Below are 14,994 nucleotides of genomic sequence, written 5' to 3' on the forward strand. Positions count from 1 at the left end.
GAGTCAGCGCGCGCCGCGCAGCGTCGAGATCTGGTAGAGCGCGACGGATGCCGCGATGCCGGCGTTGAGCGACTCGGTCGCCGCCGAGATCGGGATCGAGACGATCTGGTCGCACGTCTCGGTCACCAGTCGCGAGAGCCCCTTGCCCTCGGAGCCGACGACCACGACCACCGGGCGGTCGGCGAGTTCGAGGGCGGGAAGCGATACGTCGCCGCCGCCGTCGAGGCCGAGCACGAACACGCCCTGCTTCTTGAACTCCTTGAGCGTTGTCGTCAGGTTCGGCGCGAGCGCGACGGGGATGCGGGCCGCGGCGCCGGCGCTGGTCTTCCACGCCGCCGAGTTCACGCTCGCCGAGCGACGCTGCGGCAGGATCACGGCGTGCCCGCCGAAGGCCGCCGTCGAGCGGATGATGGCTCCGAGGTTGCGCGGGTCGGTGACGCCGTCCAGCGCCACGAAGAGCGGCGTCGCGCCCCGGTCGATGACCTTCTCGAGGAGGTCCTGCGGGTGGGCGTACTCGTACGGCGGAACCTTCAGCGCGACGCCCTGGTGCACGCCGTCGAAGCCGGCCATGCGATCCAGCTCCTGACGCGTGACCTCGAGGATGGGGATGTCGCGGTTGGTCGCGATCGAGAGCATCTCCTTGACGCGGTCATCCATCTCCACGCGCTGGGCGATGTAGAGCGTCGTCGCCGGGATCCTCGTGCGCAGCGCCTCGAGCACGGAGTTGCGCCCGGTGACCGTCTCGGTGTCGTCGCTCTGGCGCGACCGCGACCCGCGGTTCGGGTTCGACCCCTGCGGCTTCCGGCCCGGCTGGCCCTTGCCTCCCGCCGCCGCGTACCGCTCCTGGGCCGCCTTGCGCTTGCCGGCGACGTGCCAGGCGCGATCCTCGGCCTTGGGCGTCGGGCCCTTGCCCTCGAGGGACTTGCGGCCGTGACCGCCGGTGCCCTTGGTGGCGCCCTTCTTCTTGCTGTTGCCCGCTCCGGGGCGACCTGGCTTAGCCATCGAGACTCCAATGTGTTCCGTCTGCGCCGTCTTCCAGCGCGATTCCCGCCGCGGCGATCGCATCGCGGATGCGATCGGCCGCGGCCCAGTCCTTGGCGGCCCGCGCCTGCGCGCGCTGGCCGATCATCGCCGTCAGCAGCGCGTCCAGCGCCGCCTCCTCCGGCCCTGCTCCCCCGCGCTCCCAGAGCGGGTCGAGGGGGTCTATTCCCAGCAGCCCTGTCATCACCGCGACGTCCGCGAACGCGCTGAGGGCGCCATCCCGGTCCGCGGCGGCCACGGCGGTGTTCCCGTCGCGCACGCGCTCGTGGACGACCGCGAGCGCCTGCGGCACGCCGAGGTCGTCGTCCATCGCCGCGGCGAACCGCTCGGGCACCGTCGCGGCGACGTCGAGGTCGGCGTCGGCGTCACGCAGCATCCGGATCGCCTTCTGCAGGAACGTGCGGATGCGCTCGAGCGCCGCCTCGGCCTCGTCGAAGCTCGACTCGGTGATGTCCAGGCTCGACCGGTAGTGCGCCGCGGCGAGGGCGTAGCGCACCACGAGCGGATCGCGGGCGGCCAGCAGGTCGTCGGCGAGGATGAAGTTGCCCAGCGACTTCGACATCTTCTGGTCGCCGACCGTCACGAGCCCGTTGTGGATCCAGTACTGCGCGAAGCCGTGGCCGGCTGCCGTCGACTGCGCGAGCTCGTTCTCGTGGTGCGGGAAGCGCAGGTCGAGCCCGCCGCCGTGGATGTCGAACGCGGAGCCGAGGTACCGGCGCGACATCGCCGAGCATTCGATGTGCCAGCCGGGCCGGCCCGCACCCCACGGCGACTCCCACCGCGCGGACTCCGGCTCGTCTGCCTTGCCGCCCTTCCACAGGGCGAAGTCGCGCGGGTCGCGCTTGCCGCGCGGGTCGGCGTCGGCGGCCGGCTCCATCGCGTCCAGCGACTGGCGCGTCAGCTCGCCGTAGGCGGGCCATGACCGCACGTCGAAGTAGACGTCGCCCGCTGCCGCATACGCATGGCCCCGTTCGATGAGCTGCGCGATGAGCTCCTGCATCTGCGGGATCGAGGCGGTCGCCCGCGGCTCGTAGGTGGGCGGGAGGATCCCGATCGCCGAGTACGCGTGGGTGAAGGCGAGCTCCATGCGGTAGGCCAGCGCCCACCACGGCTCGACGTCGGTGGCGTTGTGGAGCACCTTGTCGTCGATGTCGGTGACGTTGCGGACGAACGTCACGCGATCGAAGCGGTGCTCGAGCCAACGCCGCAGAATGTCGAAGCTCAGCGCGCCGCGCAGGTGCCCGATGTGCGGGCCCGACTGGACGGTCGGTCCGCACACGTAGATCGTGACGTTTCCGGGGTCGAGAGGGACGAAGTCGCGCAGGGACTGCGTCTTGGTGTCGTGGAGCCGGAGAGTCACCTATCCAGCCTACCGGCGGGTCCTGCGCGCCGACCGGGAGCCGCGAGCGGGTAGAACTGATCCGTGCACGTGATCGCCGTCCTCGCCGCAGCCCTCCTGTTCGGCACCACGGGCACGTCGCAGGCGCTGGGTCCGGCGGGGACGACACCGCTGTCGGTCGGCGTCATGCGGATGGTCATCGGCGGGACAGGCCTGGCGGTCCTGGCGTTCTGGCTCGCCCGACGGCACGCACGGCGCTTGCCGTCCCCGGCGTCACCGCCGCGCCTCGGCATCCGCCCCCTCGCCCTCATGACGCTGACGGGTGTGTGCCTGGCCGCCTACCAGCCGCTGTTCTTCCTCGGCACCTCGCGCAACGGCGTCGCGGTCGGGACGGTCGTGGCGCTCGGATCGGCGCCCGTGCTGGCGGGGCTCCTCGAATGGACGCTGACGCGCCGCATGCCGTCGGCGACGTGGCTCGCGGCGACCGCACTGGCGACCTCGGGGGTCGTCCTGCTGGGGATGGGCGGCACTGCCGGCGGAGACGGCGTCGACGCGCTCGGCCTGGTCGGCTCGGTCGGCGCCGGCGCGTCGTTCGCGGTGTTCGCCAACGTGCAGCGGCGGCTTCTGGACGACGGGTGGGATCCGTTCACGGTCGTGGGCGCGATGGGCGCGAGCTCGGCCGCCGTCGCCGTCATCGCCCTGCCGTTCGTCGACACGTCGTGGCTGGGCTCCCCCCGCGGATGGGCGATGGCGCTGTGGCTCGGACTCGCGACGATCGCCGTCGCCTACGTGCTGTTCACGTGGGGGCTGTCGGGGCTGACCGCCGCCACGGCGGCGACCCTGACGCTGTTCGAGCCGCTCACGGCGGGCGTCCTCGGCATCGTCGTGCTCGGGGAGCGTCTGGCCCCGCTCGCCGTCGCGGGCCTGGCGGTGCTCGCCGCGGGCCTGGCGCTGCTCGCATGGGGGTCGCGCACGCCGCGGGACCCGGCGCCGTTCGCCGTCGAGGGGTGACGGGACGCGGGTCGGGCGGGGCGTGCGATGATCGCCTCGAGGAGGTGGCCGTGCGCATTCGAGTCGACGACCTGAGCGGCGAGGCGACGCGATCGCTGATCGCGCACCATCTGGCCGACATGCGGGCCACCTCGCCCGAGGAGAGCTGCCATGCCCTCGACGTCGACGCCCTGCGGGAGCCGGCCGTCACGTTCTGGTCGGCGTGGGACGGCGACGACCTCGCCGGCATCGCCGCGCTCAAGGACCTGGGCGCCGCGCGCGGCGAGCTGAAGTCGATGAGGGTCGCCGACGCGCACCGCGGACGCGGCGTCGGGCGCGCGCTGCTGCACCATGTCATGGGCGCGGCGCGGGCCCGCGGTCTGTCGACGCTCTGGCTCGAGACGGGCACCCCTCCGGCCTTCCTGGCGGCCCGCCGCCTGTACGCCGACGAGGGCTTCACCGAGTGCGGACCGTTCGGCGACTACGTGAACGACCCCTTCTCGGTCTTCATGATGCGCTTGCTCTGAGCCGGCCCGTGACCGGGCATGGGATCGGCGGCCGTCAGGCCGGCACCACGATGGCGACCGCGAAGGCCGCGACGCCCTCGCTGCGACCGGTGAAGCCCAGCCCGTCGGTCGTCGTCGCCGAGACCGACACCGGCGCGCCCCCGAGCGCGGCGGACAGCGCGCGCTCGGCTTCGGCGCGCCGCGACGCGAACCGGGGACGGTTGGCCTGCACCTGCACCGAGACGTTCCCGACGCGGAAGCCGGCCTCCCCCAACAGCGCGACCGTGCGGGCGAGGAAGGCGTCCGCATGCGCCCCCGCGTACTGCGGCTGGTCGGTGCCGAAGTGCGTGCCGATGTCGCCGAGACCCGCCGCCGCGAGCAGAGCGTCGACGATGGCGTGGGCGACGGCGTCGCCGTCCGAGTGCCCGGACAGCGCCTGCTCGCCGGGCCACTCCAGGCCCGCGAGCCACAGCGAGCCGTCCCCTCCGAACGCGTGCACGTCCGTCCCGACGCCCACGCGCGGAGCGGGCGGCGCCGGATCGAGCGCCGCGGTCACCGGCGCGACGGGGTCGCCCGCGACGAGCGCCCGGGCGCGATCGAGGTCGGCCGACGTCGTGATCTTGAACGCCCGCGGGTCGCCGGCGACCGTGCGCACGGGATGCCCGGCGTCGGCGACGAGCGCCGCGTCGTCGGTGAACTCCTGCGAGGCGGCCTCATATGCCGTCAGGAGCACATCCCGGCGGAAGCCCTGCGGAGTCTGCGCGGCGGCGAGTTCGGACCGGTCGACGGCGGCGAGCACGGTCGAGCCCGACACCCGCTTGATCGTGTCGACCACCGGGAGCACCGGGAGCACGCCGGCGGCGCCGGCCTGGACCGCGTCGATGACGCGCGCGAAGACGTCGGACGGAGTCAGCGCCCGCGCCGCGTCGTGGACGAGCACGACCTCGACGTCGCCCCACAGGGCCGCGAGGCCCGCGGCGACGGAGTCCTGACGCGACGCACCGCCGGTGACGACCGACACGAGATCGCGGCGGTCGCCGGCGGCCTCGAGCGCCTCGGTCCGCGCGTCGCCCTCTCGCCCCGCGGGAGCGACGACGATCACCTGCGCCCGCGGCGCGGCGAACACGCCCCGGAGGGCGTGGCGCAGGATGGTCGCGTCGTCGATGCCGACGAACGCCTTCGGACCGCCGGCGGCCAGTCGCGTTCCCGACCCGGCCGCCACGACGACGACCGCGACACGCGGTACGGGGGTGATGCTGCTCACCCCCCGAATCTACCGGCTGACGTCAGCTGGCGAGCACCTCGTCCAGCAGCACGCTGGCCTTGTCCTCGTCGGTCTTCTCGGCGAGCGCGAGCTCGGACACGAGGATCTGCTTCGCCTTCGCGAGCATGCGCTTCTCGCCGGCGGAAAGACCGCGGTCCTGGTCGCGCCGCCACAGATCGCGGACGACCTCGCTGACCTTGATCACGTCGCCCGAGGCGAGCTTCTCGAGGTTCGCCTTGTAGCGCCGAGACCAGTTGGTGGGCTCCTCGGTGAAGGGAGCGCGCAGCACCTCGAAGACCCGGTCGAGGCCTTCCTTGCCGATCACGTCGCGGACGCCGACCAGATCGACGTTCTCGGCGGGGACCTCGATCACGAGGTCGCCTTGCGTGACGTTGAGCTTCAGGTACTTCTTCGTCTCGCCCTTGATGATGCGGTCCTTGACTTCGATGATCGTCGCCGCCCCGTGGTGGGGGTAGACCACCGTTTCGCCAACCTCAAAAAGCATGGAGTTATGTCCTTTCGGCAACCTCCAGGGTACCACAGGGGACATACGCTAAGGTTCTCCGCCGCAGGCCCGGACACGCGTGGGCACGTGCGCGGGCGGGGTTCCCTCTAGAATGCTGAGGATGCCGTCATCCGTCCTGGGAGGATCTGTGAATTCGCGTCTGTTCGCGTCGATTGCCGTCGGCGCCCTCGTCATCCTGGGCACCACCGGGTGCAGCATGATCTCGCCGCAGGCGACCACGATCGAGTACAACGCCTCCGACGGCGTCGCGGTCAACGCCGGGGCGCTCGAGGTCCGCAATGCGCTCATCGTCGCCAACGAGGACGGCTCGGCCGGCAACTTCCTCGCCGCCATCGTCAACACCGGCGACAGCACCGAGCGCCTGAGCCTCGAGTTCGGCGAGGGCTCGGCCGCCGTCTCCGCGACCGTCACCGTCCCGGCCGGCGGCGTCGTCAGCCTCGGCGTGGACGACGAGGAGCCGATCCTCATCGAGGGCCTGGACACCATGCCGGGCGCCGACCTCCCCGTCTACTTCGCCTCCGGCGGCGAAGAGGGCACGCTCATGGACGTCCCGGTGCTCGACGGCGAGCTGCCGTACCTGGAGCCGTTCGTCCCCTGAGACCCACGCACAGCGCACGCGAAGGAGGCCCCGCCGTCGGCGGGGCCTCCTTCGTCGCTTCGCCGGCGTGGGACGCTCAGGCCTCGAACCGGTAGCCGAGCCCGCGCACGGTGACGAGCATCACCGGGTCGCCGGGGTGCTCCTCGATGCGCGAGCGGATGCGCTTGATGTGAACGTCGAGGGTCTTGGTGTCGCCGTAGTAGTCGCTCCCCCACACACGGTCGATGAGCTGACCGCGCGTGAGCACGCGGCCGGCATTGCGCATGAGCACCTCGAGCAGCTCGAATTCCTTCAGCGGCATGTTGATCTCGGTGCCCCCGACCGCGACCGTGTGCCGATCGATGTCGAGCACGACGCGTCCGCCGTCGAGCACGCGCTCCTCGAGGTCGGACTCGGACGGCGTGTGCCGGCGCAGCACGGCCCGCATGCGCGCCAGCAGCTCGCGCGACGAGTACGGCTTCGTGACGTAGTCGTCGGCGCCGAGCTCGAGCCCCACGACGATGTCGACCTCGGAGTCTTTGGCCGTGAGCATGATGATCGGCACCGTCGACGTCGTCCGCACGATGCGGCACACCTCTGTGCCCGGCATCCCCGGCAGCATGAGGTCCAGCAGGATGATGTCGGCGCCGCGCTCGCGGAACGCGGTGAGGGCGGCCTGGCCGTCCTCGGCGATCTCGACCTCGTAGCCCTCGCGGCGCAGCAGGTACGCGAGCGGGTCGGCGAGGTCGGGCTCGTCCTCGACGATCAGGACGCGGGTGGTCATGCGGGTTCTCCGTTCCGGCACGCCGCTACGCGGCGCGCTTGTCCTTCTTCTTCTTTTTCTTCTTCTTGTCACGCTTGTCGCGCGGAAGATCCGCGGGCCCCTCGGTCGCGGGCAGACGCACCGTGAACGTCGAACCGCGTCCGGGGCGCGACCACAGGCGCACTTCGCCGCCGTGACGGCTCACGGCGTGCTTCACGATCGACAGTCCCAGTCCCGTGCCGCCGGTGCGCCTCGAACGCGCCTGGTCGGCCCGGTAGAAGCGCTCGAAGATGCGTTCCTGGTCGGCCGGGGCGATGCCGATGCCGCGGTCGGTCACGACGACCTCGACGACGCCGTCCACGAGCCGGACGCCGACGCCCACGTCGGCGCCCGCGGGCGAGTAGGCGATGGCGTTCGAGATGAGGTTGCCGATGGCGTCCGTGAGGATCTGGGCGTCGCCGCGCACGTACAGCCCGCGCTTGCCGCCCCGCACCACCGTGACCCCCGCCGACGCCGCCTGAAGCGCGTGCGCCTCGAGGGCGGCGGTGAGCACCTCGTCGATCGAGACGTCCGCGTCCGGCGAGAGGTCGTCGGACTGCAGCCGCGACAGGTTCATGATGCGGGCGGTCAGCGCAGCCAGGCGGGAGGCCTCGGCGGTGAGCCGGCTCGCGAAGATGCGCACCTGCTCCGGATCGTCGGCGGCCGATTCGATCGCCTCGGCGAGCAGGCTCACAGCTCCCACGGGCGTCTTCAGCTCGTGGCTGGTGTTGGCCACGAAGTCGCGGCGCATCTGCTCGACCCGCTCGCGCTCGGTGATGTCGCGCATGACGACGAGGATGAGCCGCGGCGAGATGCGCGTGGCGCGCACGACCACCAGGCGGGCTTCGGCCGGAGCGGTGACGCGCTGCAGGCGCAGCGTCTCGCGGGAGGAGTCGGCCGCGCGCGCGTGGCGCACGACCTCACGCAGCGGCTCTCCCGGCAGCGTCGTCCCTTCGGTGAACCCGAAGGGCACGGCCGCGCCCGACGCGGCGAGCACGTGATACGAGTTGTCGACGACGACGGCCGCATCGTCCATGGCGTGGACGACTTCGCGCACACCGTCGGGAACCGAGAGGGACGTGACGGCGTGCGCGCGATCGCGAGCGTCGAGTGCGACGACGACGAGCACCGTGATCGCGCCCCCGATGATGGCACCGGCCAGGAGCGCGAGCAGCGCCAGCTGCGTCGAATCCATGCACTCACTGTAAACGGACGCGCGGCCCGCATCCGGACCCCCGCGTCTCTCCCCGACGGTGCACCTCGGTACAATTCACCATCAGGGCACCAGCCGTTAACCTTCCATGACCACAATCACGGAGGACCCTGCCGTCTCCCCCGCACCACATCGAAAGGTCTCCGGCATGCGCGAAGTCTTCCACCAGTCTCTCGAGGACGTTCAGGCGCGCCTCGTCGAGATCGCCGAGCTGGTCGCCATCGCGATCGACAAGGCCACGACGTCGTTCGCCACGGGCGACGTCGCGCTGGCCGAGGAGGTCATCAGCGAGGACGCCATCATCGACGAGAAGACGGTGGCGCTCGACGAGATGGCGATCCAGCTGCTCGCGATGCAGCAGCCCGTCGCCGGCGACCTGCGCATCGTCGTGGCGGCGCTGCGGATGAGCGCGTCGCTCGAGCGCATGGGCGACATCGCCGAGCACATCGCCCAGTTCACGCGCCTGCGCTTCCCGGCGCGCGCGATCCCCACGGGCCTGAAGTCCACCTTCACCCGCATGGGCGAGCTCGACGTGCAGCTGGCGAACAAGCTCACCGAGCTGCTGCAGACGCAGGATCTGGAGCTGGCCGAGGAGATCCGCAACGCCGATGACGAGATCGACGAGCTGCACGTGAGCGTCTTCGAGAAGGTCCTCGGCGACACCTGGACCGGCGAGGCGACCGAGACCGTGGACGCCACGCTCGCGAGCCGCTTCTTCGAGCGCTTCGCGGACCACGCCGTCTCGATCGCCAAGAAGGTCCACTACCTCGCGACCGGCGACTGGGACACCCACACCGAAGAGCCCATCGTGGAGCCGCACTACCCCAATCACTGATCGGGCGCAGCGCGCACAGACGAAAGGAGCGGATGCCTCACGGCATCCGCTCCTTTCGCTTGTGGGACGGCGTCCCTACTTCTTGCCCTGCGCGGCGACCGCTGCGGCGCCCGCGGCGGCGGCCTCGGGGTCGAGGTACTCGCCGGGCCCGAGGGGCATCATGTCCTCGCCGAGCTTGTAGACCAGCGGAATGCCGGTGGGGATGTTCAGCTCCGAGATGTCGTCGTCGCTGATGCCGTCGAGGTGCTTGACGAGACCGCGCAGCGAGTTGCCGTGCGCCGTCACGAGCACGGTCTTGCCGGAGCGCAGGTCGGGGATGATGTCGCTCTCCCAGTAGGGCAGCATGCGGTCGATCACGAGCTTGAGCGACTCGGTGTGCGGCACCTCGCCGTCGATGCCGACGTAGCGCGGGTCGCCCACCTGGCTGTACTCGTCGTCGGCGGGAAGCGGCGGCGGCGGCACGTCGAACGAGCGGCGCCACAGCATGAACTGCTCGTTGCCGAACTCGGCGAGGGTCTGGGCCTTGTCCTTGCCCTGAAGCGCACCGTAGTGACGCTCGTTGAGGCGCCACGAGCGCTTGACCGGGATCCACAGCCGGTCGGCGGTGTCGAGGGCGAGGTTCGCGGTCTGGATGGCGCGGCTGAGCACCGAGGTGTGCAGGACGTCGGGGAGGATGCCCGACTCCGCCATCAGCTCGCCGCCGCGACGGGCCTCGGCTTCGCCCTGCTCGGTGAGGCGGACATCGACCCACCCGGTGAACTGGTTGGACTTGTTCCACTCGCTCTGGCCGTGACGGAGGAGGATCAGCGTGTATGGCGCGGTCATGCGCCCATGATATCGACGGATGCGGTGCCGCTCAGGCCCCTGCGCGCGACGAGCCCGGCGGGCGCCGCTGGCATCATGGAGGCATGCCCGCAGGCCGCTCCCCCGTCGGACAGGTCACCCGCGGCACGACCGGCACGAACCGGCTGCGGCGCGTGGACCGCTGGATCGCGCGGCATCCGGCGCTGCGGAACGCCGGCGATCCCCTCGTGGTGGACCTCGGCTACGGCGCCAGCGGCGTGACCGCGCTCGAACTGCACGCGCGCCTGTCTCGCACGCGCCCCGACGTGGAGGTCCTCGGCCTCGAGATCGCGCCCGAGCGGGTCGAGCGCGCCCGCGCGCAGCTGGCAGAGGTCCGCGCCGGCCGCACGTCGTTCGCGCCGGACGCCCGGGTGTCGTTCGCGCGCGGCGGCTTCGAAGTGCCCGTGCCCGCCGGCCGGCGCCCGGCGGTCATCCGCGCGATGAACGTGCTGCGCCAGTACGACGAGGCGGACGTGGCGGCCGCGTGGGCGCAGATGGCAGGGCGCCTCGCCGACGGCGGACTGCTGGTCGAGGGCACGTGCGACGAGCTCGGGCGCATCGTGACGTGGGTGGCGGTGGATGCCGGCGGAACACCCCAGTCGTTCACCGTGTCCCTGCGGCTCGCGGCTCTCGAGCATCCGTCCGTCGCCGCCGAGCGGCTCCCCAAGGCGCTCATCCACCGCAACGTGCCGGGCGAGCGCGTCCACGCGTTCCTCGGCGCCCTCGACGCCGAGTGGGAGCGCGCGGCGGCCGTGTCGCCGTTCGGCCCCGTGCATCGGTGGCGCACGGCCCTCGCGGCACTCGCGTCGGCCGGGTGGCCGCTGCGCGAGCGCGCCCGGTGGGCGCTGGGCGAGGTGACCCTGCCGTGGGAGGCGGTGGCGCCGGGCGATCCGTCGGCGTGACTCAGATGCGGGGCACGACGGCGCGCGCCTCGGCGTGGGGCATCCCGGTCGCCGTGAGCAGGTCGACGACGAACGGGCGCAGCGCCGCGATGAGGTTCTGGTCCCCGAGCGAGGCCTCCGGGAGGATCTTCGCCGGGTCGAGGCGGCCGGCGAGCGCGATCAGCGATGCGCGGGCGGCCGGGGCGTCCGCGATGTCGTCGAGCGAGTGCGCGATGAGCGTCGCCGCCCGCAGCATCTCGGCGATGAGGTCGGCCGCGACAGGGCGGGGCACCCCGTCGTCGACGAGGTAGGCGGCGCGCCGCGCGATCACGCGCAGATTGCGCGAGGCCAGGTCCATCGACTGGTGCACGCGCTCCTGGCGTTCGAGCTCCGCCCGCTGCCGGCGCAGGAACGGCGAGATGCGCGCGATGCCGAGGCCCGTGTCGAGGGACTCCCGCCAGCGGTCCAGCAGCGGCTGGAGCCCGCGGGCCTTCGTCAGCCCCCGCTCGCCGCGCAGGCGGTCGCCGCGGCGCAGCGCCTGGACGAGCGCGCCGCCGGCGGCCTCGAACGCGGCGAAGACCGCGGCGCCGTCGCGGCGGGCGGAGCGGACGGCGTCGCGCGGGATGAGCGCGGTGACCAGCAGCGCCGCCACGCCGCCGATCGCGCCGTCGATGAGGCGCGAGAACGGCGAGCTCGCCGGGATGATCATGACGATGAGCGACTGGATCGCCGCCGCCATCGCGAAACCCGGCTGCGACGACAGCAGCCGCGCGATCACGAGCGTCGCACCGAGGGCGAGGGCGAGCTGCCACCAGCCCGTTCCCGTGAGGGTGAACAGCAGCTCGGCCACGGCGATGCCGACCACCATGCCCACGACCGTCTCGAGCACGCGCCGCGGCCGCGCGTCTCGCACCAGCCCGAGGCTCGAGACGGTGACGGTCGCCGCCAGCAGCGGAACCTCGTGGCCGAGCACGTAGTGCGCGAACGAGAAGGCGGCGGTGGCCGCGACGACGATCTGGACGATCGCGATCCCGGATCCGCGCAGGCGGCTCAACGCGGGGCGCGGATCGAGCCGTGTGCGCCACGTCGTCGGCACCGCGGCGGTGACGGGAGGCGGTTCGGCGCTCACGACGCGGATGCCTGCCGGTTCAGGCCGACGACGCGGCGCGGCGCGACAGCCGCGGGATGCGCGGCACGCCCGCGGTCGCCCCGGCGTCGGGCGGAACGATGACCTCCTGCGCGGCGGCGACGGGCCCGTCGTCGGTGTCGACGGTCAGCGCGGCGTCGACCGGCGTGGTCCGCCGCACGATCGCGAGGGCGATGGGGCCTTGCTCGAAGTGTCGCGCGACCGAGGTGATCGCGCCGACCTCGGTGTCCCCCGCGCGCACGGGAGCGCCGGGCTCGGGGAGCACGGTCCCGCTGCCGTCCAGCTGCAGGGCGACCAGCCGGCGCGGCGGGTGGCCCAGGTTGTGCACCTTGGCGACGGTCTCCTGGCCGCGGTAGCAGCCCTTGTCGAGGTGGACGGCGGTGCGCAGCCAGTCGAGCTCGTGCGGCAGGGCCCGCTCGTCGACGTCGCCGGCACGGCGCGGCCGCCATGCGGCGACGCGCAGCGCCTCGGCGGCGTCGCGCCCGGCCAGGGCCAACTCGCCCGCCGCCGCGCACTCGACGATGCGCGCGAGCTCGGCCCGCGGCACGATCGCCTCGGCCCAATCCCGCTCGGCGCCGGGGTGCGCGTCGTCCGCGGCGTACGCGTGACCGCCGACGGTCACGCCCGGCCACGGGTCGTGCCAGACGAGCGGAACGCCCGCGGGAGCCGCGACCCCGATGCCCGCGAGCGCGGCGGGCGCGCCGCCGACGACCGCGACCTCGGCGGACGCGTCGCGCGGGGCGACGCGCAGGCGGAACCGCATGCGGGTGAGCCACAGCAGCAGCCCGTCGGCATCCGCCCGGTCGGCGATCAGCCACGTCGTCTCGCCGTCGTCGAGGACGGATGCGGCGTGCTCGATGTGTCCGTGGGGGTCGAGCACGAGCGTCTCGGTGCTCTCCCCGGGGGCCAGCGATGCCAGCGCCTGCGACGTCAGCGAATCCAGCCACGTCAGGCGGTCCTCGCCCGTGACCGCGATCACGCGGCGGTCGTCGAGGGGCGTCAGAGCGGTGCCCGCGGCGAGCGCGCGCTGCTCGGCGACGGGGTTGCCCAGGTGGACGAGCGCGCCGTCGTCGTCGACGACGGCGCCGGGGACCTCGGTGTACATGGCCGTCACTCCACGCGCGCGAGACGCGCGGAGGCGTGGGAGGCCAGCTCGCCGCCGAGCGCGGCGATGTCCCACGCCCACAGCAGGTGGCCGTCGACCAGTCCGTACATGCGCGTCGCGGCCGCGTAGTGCTTGGCGCCGGCGGTGCGGACGACGGCGTCGGTCGCCATGTCGATGCGGGGGCCGCGAACCTGGCCCAGATACAGCTCGCTGACGCCGTCGGAGTGCACGATGGGCGCCTCGATGTCGAACCCGCCCTCGTCGTTGCGCAGCGCCTCGACATCGTCGACCGTGCGCGCGGATCCGCCGGCGACGGCCGGGAGCAGTCCGGGACCGGCGTCCGCGTCGGTCGCGGGCCGCGCCAGCCGCCAGAACCCGGTCTCGGCCACGAGCGGCCGCGCGGGCTCATCGGCGGTGGCGTCGAGCCATGCGTTCGCGGCGTAGTTCAGGTAGTCGCCGCCGTCATGGCTGAAGCTCACCCGGTGGGTGAATTCGCCCGAGAAGTGCGTGTCGGCGGCGTCGTAGTCGATGACGCCGCTGCCTTCCCACACGCCGATGAGCCACGACAGCGGCACGAGGTCGGCGGGCAGATCGGTGGGGAGTTCGATCACGGCGCTCCCGTCAGCGCTGGCCGCGGAACAGGTTCCAGACCACGACGCCCGAGGTGAAGACGATCGCGAGGGACGCCAGGCCCAGCAGGCCCACGAAGAAGAGTTCGAGCGCGACGAGGTTCATGACCCCACCTTATCCGGGAACGACGGCCGCGAGAGCGAACCCGAGGCTGACGAAGCCCATCGTGACCATGGCGCCGAGGATGCCGGCCGCCACGCGCTGGGTGAAGCCGTGGGACCGGCCGGTCGCCAGCTGCAGGCCGAACGACAGGATGAGGCAGACGCCGAGGCCGACGGCGAGCCACATCGTGCGGTCCGGGGCGGGTACGGCGAGGCCGATCGCGACGGCGATGACGGCCGCCGAGACCCACACCGCGATGATGCCCCCGACGAGTCGGCGGGGCGCGAGATCGGGTGCGGACATGCCCCCATTCTCCCTCACCGTCGACGAAGGCGCACCACGCACGCCCGTCCCGCGCGCCGGGCCGCGCGGGCTCGCTCGATGACACGATTCAGTGCGGGTGACGGAGAGCGCTCCCCTCGACCCCCTACACTGGTCTCCACGGCGTGCACCCCACGCCGGGAGGATGACGTCTTGGCACAGCTTCTGGTTCTGAGCTCCACGCACGGAGGCTCCGCCGTCCTGCCCGCGCTCGAACTGCTCAGCCATCGGGTGCGCCAGATCCCGGCCGAACCCGCCCAGCTCGTCAACGCCCCGAGCGCCGACGTCATCTTCGTCGACGCCCGCGCGGATCTGGTCGGCGCGAAGTCGCTGTGCAAGATCCTCAACACGACGGGGCTCGATGCCCCCCTGATCCTCGTGGTCACCGAGGGCGGCCTGACCGCGGTGTCGACGGACTGGGGCGTCGACGACGTGATCCTGATGAGCGCGGGCCCGGCCGAGGTCGACGCCCGCATCCGGCTCGCGATCGGGCGCCTGTCGAAGGAGCACGTCTCCAGCCGCATCCAGACCTCGGGCATCACGATCGACGAGTCCTCCTACTCGGCCAAGGTGCACGGCAAGCCCCTGGACCTGACGTACAAGGAGTTCCAGCTCCTGCACTTCTTCGCGACGCACCCGTCCCGGGTGTTCACGCGCGAGCAGCTGCTGAGCGAGGTGTGGGGCTACGACTACTTCGGCGGCACCCGCACCGTCGACGTCCACGTGCGGCGCCTGCGCGCCAAGCTCGGCGATCTCGAGCAGCTCATCGGCACCGTGCGCAACGTCGGCTACCGCTTCAACGTGTACGAGGACGATCAGCTGCCCGCGCCGCGCGAGCGTTCGGGCACCTGACTCGCCGTCCCGCGCGGCAT

General features: G+C 72.4%; 17 protein-coding genes. 6 read left to right on the plus strand and 11 right to left on the minus strand.

The window, feature by feature from the left end; translation table 11 throughout:
- Positions 1-3: 3 nt before the first annotated feature.
- Positions 4-1,002, minus strand: coding sequence for a 23S rRNA (guanosine(2251)-2'-O)-methyltransferase RlmB (rlmB, locus tag HD594_RS14525; RefSeq protein ID WP_184751622.1), 999 nt, complete (start codon positions 1,000-1,002; stop codon positions 4-6).
- Entirely contained in the window at positions 995-2,401 is a 1,407-nt protein-coding gene (cysS, locus tag HD594_RS14530) for a cysteine--tRNA ligase (RefSeq protein WP_184751623.1), read from the minus strand. The genes rlmB and cysS overlap by 8 nt, the downstream gene beginning before the upstream one ends.
- Positions 2,402-2,464: 63 nt before the next feature.
- Here cysS and HD594_RS17875 point away from each other — a divergent pair, with 63 nt between their 5' ends.
- Together HD594_RS17875 and HD594_RS14540 are read left to right on the plus strand one after the other, a co-directional pair.
- On the plus strand, positions 2,465-3,391 hold the full coding sequence (locus tag HD594_RS17875) for a DMT family transporter (RefSeq protein WP_184751624.1): 927 nt from the start codon (positions 2,465-2,467) through the stop codon (positions 3,389-3,391).
- A 44-nt stretch (positions 3,392-3,435) separates the two neighbouring features.
- On the plus strand, positions 3,436-3,897 hold the full coding sequence (locus tag HD594_RS14540) for a GNAT family N-acetyltransferase (RefSeq protein ID WP_373877178.1): 462 nt from the start codon (positions 3,436-3,438) through the stop codon (positions 3,895-3,897).
- Between the two features lie 34 nt (positions 3,898-3,931).
- Here HD594_RS14540 and ispD read toward each other — a convergent pair whose 3' ends face one another.
- A complete protein-coding gene (ispD, locus tag HD594_RS14545) occupies positions 3,932-5,140 on the minus strand; it encodes a 2-C-methyl-D-erythritol 4-phosphate cytidylyltransferase (RefSeq protein ID WP_184751626.1) in 1,209 nt (402 codons plus the stop codon).
- A 22-nt stretch (positions 5,141-5,162) separates the two neighbouring features.
- Complete coding sequence (locus HD594_RS14550) at positions 5,163-5,645, minus strand: CarD family transcriptional regulator (protein WP_184751627.1); 483 nt, start codon at positions 5,643-5,645, stop codon at positions 5,163-5,165.
- A gap of 121 nt (positions 5,646-5,766) precedes the next feature.
- Here HD594_RS14550 and HD594_RS14555 point away from each other — a divergent pair, with 121 nt between their 5' ends.
- Positions 5,767-6,264, plus strand: coding sequence for a DNA modification methylase (locus tag HD594_RS14555; RefSeq protein WP_221446633.1), 498 nt, complete (start codon positions 5,767-5,769; stop codon positions 6,262-6,264).
- A gap of 76 nt (positions 6,265-6,340) precedes the next feature.
- Here HD594_RS14555 and HD594_RS14560 read toward each other — a convergent pair whose 3' ends face one another.
- Both HD594_RS14560 and HD594_RS14565 read right to left on the minus strand, forming a co-directional pair.
- Positions 6,341-7,027 (minus strand): response regulator, encoded by a 687-nt coding sequence (locus HD594_RS14560; RefSeq protein ID WP_184751628.1) that lies wholly within the window; start codon positions 7,025-7,027, stop codon positions 6,341-6,343.
- 25 nt (positions 7,028-7,052) lie between these two features.
- The gene (locus tag HD594_RS14565) at positions 7,053-8,240 is read right to left on the minus strand and encodes a sensor histidine kinase (protein WP_184751629.1); all 1,188 of its coding nucleotides are present in this window, start codon (positions 8,238-8,240) and stop codon (positions 7,053-7,055) included.
- 166 nt (positions 8,241-8,406) lie between these two features.
- Here HD594_RS14565 and phoU point away from each other — a divergent pair, with 166 nt between their 5' ends.
- Positions 8,407-9,093 carry a phosphate signaling complex protein PhoU gene (gene phoU / locus HD594_RS14570; RefSeq protein ID WP_184751630.1) on the plus strand — a complete coding sequence of 229 codons (687 nt, stop codon included), beginning with the start codon at positions 8,407-8,409 and terminating at the stop codon, positions 9,091-9,093.
- Between the two features lie 75 nt (positions 9,094-9,168).
- Here phoU and HD594_RS14575 read toward each other — a convergent pair whose 3' ends face one another.
- Positions 9,169-9,918 carry a phosphoglyceromutase gene (locus tag HD594_RS14575; protein WP_184751631.1) on the minus strand — a complete coding sequence of 250 codons (750 nt, stop codon included), beginning with the start codon at positions 9,916-9,918 and terminating at the stop codon, positions 9,169-9,171.
- Between the two features lie 83 nt (positions 9,919-10,001).
- Here HD594_RS14575 and HD594_RS14580 point away from each other — a divergent pair, with 83 nt between their 5' ends.
- A complete protein-coding gene (locus HD594_RS14580; protein WP_184751632.1) occupies positions 10,002-10,838 on the plus strand; it encodes a class I SAM-dependent methyltransferase in 837 nt (278 codons plus the stop codon).
- 1 nt (position 10,839) lies between these two features.
- Here the strand turns inward: HD594_RS14580 and HD594_RS14585 are convergent, their stop codons facing one another.
- From HD594_RS14585 to HD594_RS14600, 4 genes are all read right to left on the minus strand, one after another.
- Complete coding sequence (locus HD594_RS14585) at positions 10,840-11,946, minus strand: FUSC family protein (RefSeq protein ID WP_184751633.1); 1,107 nt, start codon at positions 11,944-11,946, stop codon at positions 10,840-10,842.
- Positions 11,947-11,965: 19 nt separating this feature from the next.
- Positions 11,966-13,069, minus strand: coding sequence for a CAF17-like 4Fe-4S cluster assembly/insertion protein YgfZ (ygfZ, locus tag HD594_RS14590; RefSeq protein WP_184751634.1), 1,104 nt, complete (start codon positions 13,067-13,069; stop codon positions 11,966-11,968).
- 5 nt (positions 13,070-13,074) lie between these two features.
- Positions 13,075-13,680 (minus strand): nitrobindin family protein, encoded by a 606-nt coding sequence (locus tag HD594_RS14595; protein WP_184751635.1) that lies wholly within the window; start codon positions 13,678-13,680, stop codon positions 13,075-13,077.
- 133 nt (positions 13,681-13,813) lie between these two features.
- Positions 13,814-14,104 (minus strand): hypothetical protein, encoded by a 291-nt coding sequence (locus tag HD594_RS14600; protein WP_184751636.1) that lies wholly within the window; start codon positions 14,102-14,104, stop codon positions 13,814-13,816.
- A gap of 171 nt (positions 14,105-14,275) precedes the next feature.
- Between HD594_RS14600 and HD594_RS14605 the strand changes: the two genes are divergently transcribed.
- Positions 14,276-14,974 (plus strand): response regulator transcription factor, encoded by a 699-nt coding sequence (locus HD594_RS14605; protein WP_184751637.1) that lies wholly within the window; start codon positions 14,276-14,278, stop codon positions 14,972-14,974.
- The last annotated feature ends 20 nt before the right edge of the window (positions 14,975-14,994 follow it).

Origin of the sequence: Microbacterium thalassium, assembly GCF_014208045.1 — a bacterium.
GTDB lineage: Bacteria > Actinomycetota > Actinomycetes > Actinomycetales > Microbacteriaceae > Microbacterium > Microbacterium thalassium.

Coding starts and splice junctions, on each gene's coding strand:
- rlmB (WP_184751622.1), bottom strand. CDS start 1,002: ATGGCTAAGCCAGGTCGCCCCGGAGCGGGCAACAGCAAGAAGAAGGGC.
- HD594_RS14550 (WP_184751627.1), bottom strand. CDS start 5,645: ATGCTTTTTGAGGTTGGCGAAACGGTGGTCTACCCCCACCACGGGGCG.
- HD594_RS14555 (WP_221446633.1), top strand. CDS start 5,767: ATGCCGTCATCCGTCCTGGGAGGATCTGTGAATTCGCGTCTGTTCGCG.
- HD594_RS14560 (WP_184751628.1), bottom strand. CDS start 7,027: ATGACCACCCGCGTCCTGATCGTCGAGGACGAGCCCGACCTCGCCGAC.
- HD594_RS14565 (WP_184751629.1), bottom strand. CDS start 8,240: ATGGATTCGACGCAGCTGGCGCTGCTCGCGCTCCTGGCCGGTGCCATC.
- phoU (WP_184751630.1), top strand. CDS start 8,407: ATGCGCGAAGTCTTCCACCAGTCTCTCGAGGACGTTCAGGCGCGCCTC.
- HD594_RS14575 (WP_184751631.1), bottom strand. CDS start 9,918: ATGACCGCGCCATACACGCTGATCCTCCTCCGTCACGGCCAGAGCGAG.
- HD594_RS14580 (WP_184751632.1), top strand. CDS start 10,002: ATGCCCGCAGGCCGCTCCCCCGTCGGACAGGTCACCCGCGGCACGACC.
- ygfZ (WP_184751634.1), bottom strand. CDS start 13,069: ATGTACACCGAGGTCCCCGGCGCCGTCGTCGACGACGACGGCGCGCTC.
- HD594_RS14600 (WP_184751636.1), bottom strand. CDS start 14,104: ATGTCCGCACCCGATCTCGCGCCCCGCCGACTCGTCGGGGGCATCATC.